This window comes from Methanoregula sp. (assembly GCF_002835825.1).
GTDB lineage: Archaea > Halobacteriota > Methanomicrobia > Methanomicrobiales > Methanospirillaceae > Methanoregula.
On sequence record NZ_PIZH01000082.1, the window covers coordinates 1 to 7,139 of the forward strand.

The following is a 7,139-nucleotide window of genomic DNA, read 5'->3' on the forward strand; positions in this document are numbered from 1 at the left end:
CCTTCACTAACGATTTTTCCATTCGTTGGTTCGTCGAGGAGGCCGAGCATGTTCAGGAGGGTGGTCATGACCCTCCCGCTCGAACCCATGATGCAGATGAACTCCCCCTTGGCAATGTCGAGCGTGACACCATCGAGCGCCCGCACTTCGACATTCCCCATCCGGTAAATTTTGGTCAGGTCGGATATCTCGATCATGTCAGGCCCTCATGGCGGACTGGATATCTTCACGCGATACCTGGTACGCGGGAACGTATCCAGCAACCAGCGATGCGGCAAAGAGGATCAGGGAGTTCTGGATCAGGTCCCAGGGAGTCAGGTACAGGGTCGCCGACCATTCGGGCGTTACAATGGGGTTTGCCGCGAGGTATGCCGCCATCAGGAGCGTAAGCACGAGACCAAAGAGGATCCCAAGCACCGACATGATGACCACCTGGAACCCGTAATTGTGCATGATGACCTCCTTGTCCACCCCGATAGCTTTCAGGATTCCGATCTGCCGGCGGCTGTTGATGGTCTTGATGGTGATGACGATGAAGAGCACGACCGTTGTAATGATGATACCCACGATGAGCGAGACCATGTTGATGATGGCGAAACTCTGGAGCGCCCGTCCCATGCTCTTCTCAAGCAGGTCGCCGGTTGTCTGCACCTTCTCGGAGACACCGTAACGCTGGAGCTCGTCTTTTACGAACTTCTCGGTATACCCGGGCTTGATCTTGACGGTGATATACGCTGCATTGTCGGCAGCCTTCGGGTCTGCAAGCGCCATGTCCGTATAACTCACATAAACAGCGGTATCCGCCTGGTACCAGCCGGTATAGAAGATCCCCTTTACCCGGTAATCCTTCACGTACCCGTTGCCATAATCAATCGTGATCGAGTCGCCGACACGGACCCCGCCAAGAGACTGCTCGAACTCGTCTTCTTCCTTTACCGATGCATCGCCGGCAATGGATTTACTGATAATCACTTCACCGGTATCCGCATCGCCAAGGTAACTGCCGGCAACCATCTTGGTATACAGGGGTGAGACCAGCTTCTCGTCATTGGGCTGGATCGCCCGCACGGTTGCGCCGAGCATCCGTTTGCGGTATGTCAGGGTTGCCCCCTTACTGAAATGCGGGGTGGCCCGCACTACACCGGGCATACCGTTGATGAGGTCGAGGGTTGCGTCCATGTCGGAAATGTACCGTTCGCCGGACTTGGGGCTGACAAGTACGTTGCCGATCTCGTAGTCCACGACCTGCTTCGTGATGCTCTGCCCGATCCCGTTGAAGAGGCCGGGCAGGAAGATCATGTTGGTGAAGCACATCCCGATGATCAGGATCGTTAAGAGCACGCTTGACCTGCTGCCCCGCTGGAGTGACCGCAGGGCGAGCAGGAAGGCGACCTTCAGCTCTTTCTTTCCCATGGGAATGTACCGTCGCCGTTCTTCCTTGGCAGGTACCAGTACCTGTAAGCAAGGATCCCGATTACTGCAAGCACGAGGATCACAAGGACGATGCTGCCGGAGTTGTCTTGGGGTGTGACCCTCAGGTTCATCTGCCGGATCTCTGTATGGACCCCCATATCATCCGTGTACCGGATCGTGAGGGTGTAGGGGTAATTGCCGCCTTTCATGCCTTCCAGCAGGAAAATGGCAGGGGCATCGTTCCCCGGCTTGATCTTGCCGATGAAGGCCTCTTTTGTCCCGTCGGCAGGGAGGTCTACCTTTGCCGATACCTGCTTGGCTTCTCCGGTTCCGGTGTTCTCGATCCGGATCGTGAGGTCGAAGGGGGTGTTTTCCGTGAGACGGGACGGGCTCGTGTCAACTGACACGAACCCCAGCTCCGCCTTCCCCTTCAGAACCACATCGATACCAGTGGATTCAGAGACGGGTCTTCCGTCGATGGTATTGTAACTGATCGTGACGGGCACACGGACGAGACCGGCACCGGCCTGCTTGTCGGAGAGAAGGACAATCGATACGCTCTTCTGTTCACCGGGGCCGATCATGCCCAGGTGGTACAGGTCCGCACCCTTCGGCGCAAGCTTCCCGCTGACATTCGTGACTATCAGGGTGACGTCATCGGCAAGCAGCTGCCCCGCGTTGCTGATGGTCAGCGTTACCGGAATCTCCTCGCCCGGGTTAACGCTCCCATCCAGCGAACTGTCCATGATAAGAATTGCCTGCTTCTGGATCCCGATAGCGGTGTTGACGTTGACCGGGATCGGGTACTTGGTATTTGCCCCGTTCTTCACATCAACCCAGACTTCCGGGTAGTAAAGTCCGCTCCTTGTGGGTGCCTGGATCGAGAAGGTGAGCGGGATAGACTGGCCCGGCCCGAGACTGCCGGCCTTGTCATAGTTCTTGGTCAGGACCTTAAGGCCGTTTCCCTCAAGATGGACAGTATCAATGTTGACCGTAATGTCCGCAGTCGTTATGACGGTATAATCGTCCGGAGAGAGTTTTCCGGACTTCTCGGTCGTTGATGCGCTGGATGCCGTATTCTTGAGGGTGACCGTAATGGTCCCAAGGCTGTCCGGCATCAGCACCGATGGCGAGACTTCATAGCTCGTTATGGTCACAGTCGGTGCATCGGTGGCCTGCACGGCCGGCATGATTGCAACAACCAGTGCGAACAGGACGCCCAATGCAATAATTGTCCTTAGTAATCTCATAATCTCATTCCGGTTATTGTGATAGCTGATCATAGTGTTTCAAGGCTGATTGAACCAACCCCCTGGTTCAGGGTTATCTCATTGACCGCGACTGCCGGGTTGAACCCCGCCGTTACAAAGACATCGCCGTCCTGTACGAATCCGTTGTTGCTGATATCGCCGATGCCGGTCTTTGCCCGGATCCGGGTGTTACTTTCCCGTGGCACGCGGAGCGTAAGATCCCCGATACCATTCCGGATCACGGCATCGAACCGCTCGCGCTGGTTCCTGCCAAGAGTGATCGTTGTATCCCCGGCGCCATTGTGGACTTCCAAAGATTCCAGGGTCAGGCCGTCGAGGTCAAGCCGGCAGTCTCCCGCCCCGACATTCACTGCAAGGGTAACAGGAATGTCGTTGTTTAACGCGATCGTCCAGCGGTTGGGAGAGTCCACGGAAAACCATTCCTTTGCCTTATGCCCTTTTTCCGTCAGGGCAACGGTTTTTCGCGACCCGTTGACACTCTGGACCAGTTCCGGCTGCCATTCCGGTGCTTTCGAGAAGACCGACACATCCATCAGCACATCGTCCGGTGCCCCTCCAAAGACCCGGAGTTCGCCGGCCCCAAGGGTCATGGTTACATCGCCATAACCGGCACCGTCAGGCAGGACCGTTATTTTGTTGGGCGAGAGGAAAGCGGTATGGCGGAAGGGCGAGAAATCCTGGTCTTTTGACTGCGGGAGCTCCCCCGAGAGCGCAAGGATACCAAACCCGATAAGAAACGAAACGATGGTGATCGCAACAAGCCACAGTACTATGCGGGTTACCCGGATGTCGCCGATACTGAGGTTTTCCCTGCCGGAAACCTGCAGTTCCGGTTTTTCCCTGGTCTCAATCATGTCAGCCGCTCCGTTCCGGTGATCACACCGATATTCCACTTGAGGTACCGTATCCCGATGTGGTAGAAGAACCGTGCAAGGAAGAGGTCTCCAATAACGAGCAGCAGGCCGAGCGCCGTGATCCCGATCGAGAAGAATATTCCCGCTGCCGGAGAGAGCCAGATCGCAAACGATGGATTCCCTGCAAGCTGGAGCAGGGCAAAGATCCCCGCAACCGGTCCGCAGACCGTGAATGCAACTCCGACGATGAAGATGATGACCAGCAGGAGTACGAGGATGATGAACGGAATGAGAACAAACACCAGGTTGAAGAGCCCAAGCCCGATGGTTGCAAGGACTGCATGGAGGATGTTTTTGCAGCTTGTGACAGCTTCGGCCTTCTTCACCAGGTGGGTGGCACGGATCTCGCGCGCAATGTCTTCGGGCGATCCCAGCGAGCGGAAGAGATCCTCTTCCAAGCGGCCTTCTGTCCTCCCGATCCGGAAATGCTCGGTATAATCGGAGACGATATCACTCAGTTCCTCTGGAGGCAGCGTGCCTTCCAGCCGGCTTTTGAGGATTCGCACGAATTCCTGTTCAGTCTGCAGCATGGTTCTTCCCTTCCAGGAGCGCGTTCACCGATGCACAAAACTGCATCCATTCTTCCTTCTGTTCATGTTCTTCTTTCCTTCCGCTTTCGGTAAGACGGTAATACTTCCGTGGCGCTCCCCCGGCAGATTCCTGCAGGTACGTGGTGACGTGCCCCTCATCCTTCAGCCGGTGCAGGAGCGGGTAGATCGTCCCTTCCGAGATATCGATCCGTTTGGATATCTCGTTGACAAGTTCATACCCGTAACAGTCCTTGTGGGCCAGAACAGAGAGAACGCATATCTCAAGTACGCCTTTTTTGAACTGGATATTCATGGGATCTCCCTGGTCAGAGTGCATGCCCGTCCCCGGTGCCGAAGCCCCCGGGGACAGATACAGAGGGTAGTGGTGCCGGGCCTGCACATGCTTTCTGTTTGGCACAGTATCTTGCGTTGCAAGGTACTTACCATTATTGAGAATGCCACATATATAATTCAATCGCTTTTATTTCCTTTTCACAGCTGGATTCATCACCTCTTACTAACGGCACTATCACCCGGTTACGGACCGTGCCTGCATGATCTGCCGCACCCGGATCCGGGGCGGAATCATCTGTACATAGCTGCACTACCCACAAGCATTAATCTTACCGCAGGTAAGTTATTACTACCTGCAGTACGGGGAATCGGGCGTTACTATTTTCCCTGCCCGCGCAGGAACCTACTGGTTGAGTTATGCCACGCATCATACGGGAATATCGTGACGAGGTCAAGAGAAAGATCATCCGGACCGCCTTCACCCATTTCCTCGAAAAAGGATACCATGGCACAACCATGGGTTCGATCGCAGAGAGCCTCGGCGTTACAAAACCCGCCCTGTACCAGTATTTCCCGGGCAAGGAAGAGCTCTTTGCCGCAGTAGCCGAACTGGCACGGGATGATTTCAAAGGGACGCTCGAACGTTCGTTCGCCGGGCGAAATTTGGCAGAGGGGAGTGCAGCACTGTTCGATGCGCTGCTCCGCTATGTCCCGCAATTCAATGGCATGTACTCAGAGATGCTCCTTCTCGCAACCCGGAACGAACGCCTCCGCCAGATACTTGCGGAGGACCGGAAAGAGGATATCTGGGTGATCGAACGGTTCATCCGCCGCCAGCAGGAAACCGGCCTGGTCTCAAAGGAACACAACCCCCGGGTCCTTGCCCTTGCCTGCGATGCTTTGGCAAACGGCCTCCTCATGGATGTCCTGATGGGTATGGACAAAGAAGAGGCAAAAGCGGTCTGGGTTGCTGCCATATCGCAGCTCACCCGCGTTGAATAGTTCACGACCTTCTTATCAGACATCCAGTATCCGGTACCACAGTCATCGCAGGGTGGCGCAGGATTATCGCACTACCGCGATCACAAAAACCCCGTTCCCCAAACATCCGCCTCAGGGGATCACTACCTCCCTGTCTATCCATCATTGATCCGGAAACCGGAATGGAATCTTTCCTGTTTTGCAGAATTGAGCACCGGAACGCGGGCCGGAAATGGGTTAACGGTTATTCGTGACTCAGGACAACCGAAACAACACTTCCTGCAATCTCGTTCTCCAGCGACCGCTTGAGTGTTGCGGTAAACTCCTGGACATCTCCCATCTTCTGCTCCGGGTCAAACCCGAGGAAGATCTCGATGTAGATCCGGCTCCCGGACCGTCGCGAACGGACCCCATGGAACTCATCATACTTATCAAAGGAGCCGGAGAGTTCCCGCAGGATGACCAGCTGGAGCTCCTCGTCAAGGGTCTTGTCAAAGAGGTCGGGGAGCGAGGAGGAGAACTCGCGATAACCCGCAAAGAGAAGGAACCCGATGATGATGAACGAGACCACCGGGTCGATATAATGCGCCCATTCGTAGTGGATGCAGATAACCGAAAGGATGAGCGCGAAGAGCAGCAGCAGGTTGGAGAACGTCTTGGCCCGCCGCAGGCGCCACTGGGACTCCATGATCGGGGAGGGATCTTCCATTGAACGGCGGCGGTAGGTCTGCCAGTGGTGATAATCGGCGATGCTTGCGATGATCATGAGCGGGATACCGATATACGCGGCAACCATCTCAAACTCTTCCGGGTGCATGAGCCGGTGGAGGGTAAAGAGGACAAGGATAATGATAGAGACCCCCATCACGCTGCCGGTGATGATCCTTGTTAAGGTCTCGAACTTCCCCATGCCGTAATCGTAGGTGAACTTCCCCCCGGCCTTCATCCTGCGGATGATCATGAGAGCAAAGAGCGTGGCCAGGACCTCGTTTGCATACTTGAAGACATCGGAAAGGAGCGCGGCAGATCCCGAGAGGATGACTGCGACAGTCTCCGGCACCAGGATGAGGAAATCGATGCAGAGCCCATGGAAGACCAGCTTCTCGCGGGACTCTTTGATTTCCTCTTTCCCAGCAGCGCTCACGTTTTCCGGCATATTTGTCTTGTATAATAGGATGTGAAGGGGGAAAAAGGTGTGTGGATAGAGAAATGCACGTATAGCCACCAGACTCCTATGGGGAGAGGAAAAGGCGCATAACATAGTGAAGTAACGCATTTCCTGTACCTAAAATGTCACATTATCCAAACAGGTAATACAGAGGCATCGCCTGCGCCCCGAATCAGGGCTTTCGAAGAACGCATCGGCGTTCTTCTCTTCCTCCAGATCTGATGCCCTGTCGCAGGCGCAAGGGGGGCGATCCGTAAACGATGATATCTCTGTTTTAAAAAAAAGGTGTTTTCACTTGTGCGTGAAGTACGCCACAACCCCGTCCGGGCCAACCGCATCGATCTTCACAAACCCGACCCGCTCAAACTGGACAACCTTCCCGAGTTCGTTCTTCACCGCGGGCTCGCAAGCCCCTTTTACTTCGCCTTCCTGCGTCAGCAGCGTGCAGGGCACAGTCGCCTGCGCCGGGAGCCACTGGATGATCCGGGCCTTTGCGGCCCGGGCATCGGCCAGCGAGTCCCCGCCATAGGAGAACGCGGGGATGTCGCTGTTCCACGCAATCTTCACG

Annotated in this window: 8 protein-coding genes and 1 pseudogene; 1 reads left to right on the top strand and 8 read right to left on the bottom strand. The window is 55.5% G+C overall.

Annotated elements, in window-relative coordinates; translation table 11 throughout:
- The 6 genes from CW742_RS04565 to CW742_RS04590 form a co-directional block, all read right to left on the bottom strand.
- On the bottom strand, positions 1-197 hold a 197-nt coding region (locus CW742_RS04565; protein WP_292417103.1), incomplete at its 3' end, for an ATP-binding cassette domain-containing protein.
- A gap of 1 nt (position 198) precedes the next feature.
- Positions 199-1,413 carry an FtsX-like permease family protein gene (locus CW742_RS04570; RefSeq protein ID WP_292417106.1) on the bottom strand — a complete coding sequence of 405 codons (1,215 nt, stop codon included), beginning with the start codon at positions 1,411-1,413 and terminating at the stop codon, positions 199-201.
- Positions 1,395-2,663, bottom strand: coding sequence for a COG1361 S-layer family protein (locus CW742_RS04575; RefSeq protein ID WP_292417109.1), 1,269 nt, complete (start codon positions 2,661-2,663; stop codon positions 1,395-1,397). The genes CW742_RS04570 and CW742_RS04575 overlap by 19 nt, the downstream gene beginning before the upstream one ends.
- A 29-nt stretch (positions 2,664-2,692) precedes the next feature.
- Positions 2,693-3,538, bottom strand: coding sequence for a toast rack family protein (locus tag CW742_RS04580; RefSeq protein ID WP_292417112.1), 846 nt, complete (start codon positions 3,536-3,538; stop codon positions 2,693-2,695).
- Positions 3,535-4,128: an HAAS signaling domain-containing protein gene (locus CW742_RS04585; RefSeq protein WP_292417114.1), complete on the bottom strand. Its 594-nt coding sequence runs from the start codon at positions 4,126-4,128 to the stop codon at positions 3,535-3,537. The genes CW742_RS04580 and CW742_RS04585 overlap by 4 nt, the downstream gene beginning before the upstream one ends.
- On the bottom strand, positions 4,115-4,441 hold the full coding sequence (locus CW742_RS04590) for a PadR family transcriptional regulator (RefSeq protein ID WP_369333007.1): 327 nt from the start codon (positions 4,439-4,441) through the stop codon (positions 4,115-4,117). Before CW742_RS04590 ends, CW742_RS04585 begins: the two co-directional genes overlap by 14 nt.
- Before the next feature lie 398 nt (positions 4,442-4,839).
- Here CW742_RS04590 and CW742_RS04595 point away from each other — a divergent pair, with 398 nt between their 5' ends.
- Positions 4,840-5,424 (top strand): TetR/AcrR family transcriptional regulator, encoded by a 585-nt coding sequence (locus CW742_RS04595; protein WP_292417120.1) that lies wholly within the window; start codon positions 4,840-4,842, stop codon positions 5,422-5,424.
- A 223-nt stretch (positions 5,425-5,647) separates the two neighbouring features.
- Here the strand turns inward: CW742_RS04595 and CW742_RS04600 are convergent, their stop codons facing one another.
- On the bottom strand, positions 5,648-6,547 hold the full coding sequence (locus CW742_RS04600; RefSeq protein WP_292417123.1) for a cation diffusion facilitator family transporter: 900 nt from the start codon (positions 6,545-6,547) through the stop codon (positions 5,648-5,650).
- Between the two features lie 315 nt (positions 6,548-6,862).
- A pseudogene (gene gltX / locus CW742_RS04605) lies at positions 6,863-7,139 on the bottom strand (glutamate--tRNA ligase); the annotation flags it as partial.